Below are 1,010 nucleotides of genomic sequence, written 5' to 3'. Positions count from 1 at the left end.
ATAGAAAAAGAAAGAAAATATAAATTTGACTACTCAAAAGTTGATAATTTGAAGAGATATTTAGCTGGTATTCACTAAATCTATTTAGTTATAATTAAAAAAAACTTGGTTGGTGTGTAGAATGGACGAATATATTAGATTAATGAACAAATCTGAAGACTATATTGAGAAAAATCTAAGCGAAAAAATTTCACTAGATGATTTAGCAAATAACGCAAATATGTCCAAGTATCACTTCCATCGTATATTTAGTAAGTATAGTTCTGAGACTGTCAAACAGTTTGTTACGAGAATAAAGATAGAGCGGTCTGGAATATTCCTCGCTGTCCGCACCGATTTAAGTATTACTGATATTGCTTTTCGATATGGCTACAATGATGTAAGTACCTATAATAAAGCATTTAAAAGGCATCTAGGGATGTCTCCATTGGAATTTAGAAAAGCAAGAAACGACAAGAATTCATAAGTATTCTTCGCTAAACTAATGTCAAAGGAGTTGATTTTGTGGAAAAGCCAATGATTACAGTGGAGAATTATGAAGTGGAAGTCATATATATACGCTTCAAAGGTACTTACACAGAGTTTAGAAAAAACAGTCGTAACATGTTCAATGAACTCTTCAAATTCGCAAAGAAATACGATTTAATCAAGGAAAATTTCACAAAAGTAATGACTATATACCATGACAATCCATTCGTAACTGACCCTAATAATTTGCGAACTAGTGTCGCAATGACTGTTCCCTCAAATACTACAATAGTAGAAGAAGGTATAATTGGTACTATGAAGTTTGGCGGGAAATATGCTGTATTACATTATGAGCTAAGTTTAGGTGAGTATGAACAGGCTTGGAAGTATGCTTATTCAGACTGGTTACTGAAAAGTGATAAATATACACCTAGAGATTCTGTTCCATTTGAATTATATGTTACCGAGCCACCTAAAGATTTTAAAAAGAAGAGTAAGACAGACATCTATATACCAATAGAATAAGAGCATAAATTATCTTT

Annotated in this window: 2 protein-coding genes; both read left to right on the top strand. The window is 31.8% G+C overall.

Annotated elements, in window-relative coordinates; genetic code table 11:
- Positions 1-121 precede the first annotated feature (121 nt).
- Positions 122-466 (top strand): helix-turn-helix transcriptional regulator, encoded by a 345-nt coding sequence (locus tag JM172_RS24490; protein ID WP_214484983.1) that lies wholly within the window; start codon positions 122-124, stop codon positions 464-466.
- A 38-nt stretch (positions 467-504) separates the two neighbouring features.
- Positions 505-993 carry an AraC family transcriptional regulator gene (locus tag JM172_RS24485; protein ID WP_214484982.1) on the top strand — a complete coding sequence of 163 codons (489 nt, stop codon included), beginning with the start codon at positions 505-507 and terminating at the stop codon, positions 991-993.
- Positions 994-1,010 lie beyond the last annotated feature (17 nt).

The organism is Bacillus sp. SM2101, assembly GCF_018588585.1.
Taxonomy (GTDB): Bacteria; Bacillota; Bacilli; order Bacillales; family SM2101; genus Nanhaiella; species Nanhaiella sioensis.
This window is presented reverse-complemented; position numbering and strand designations above follow the sequence as displayed.

Excerpts from the sequence above, each read along its gene's own strand:
- JM172_RS24490 (WP_214484983.1), top strand. The coding sequence starts at position 122 with ATGGACGAATATATTAGATTAATGAACAAATCTGAAGACTATATTGAG.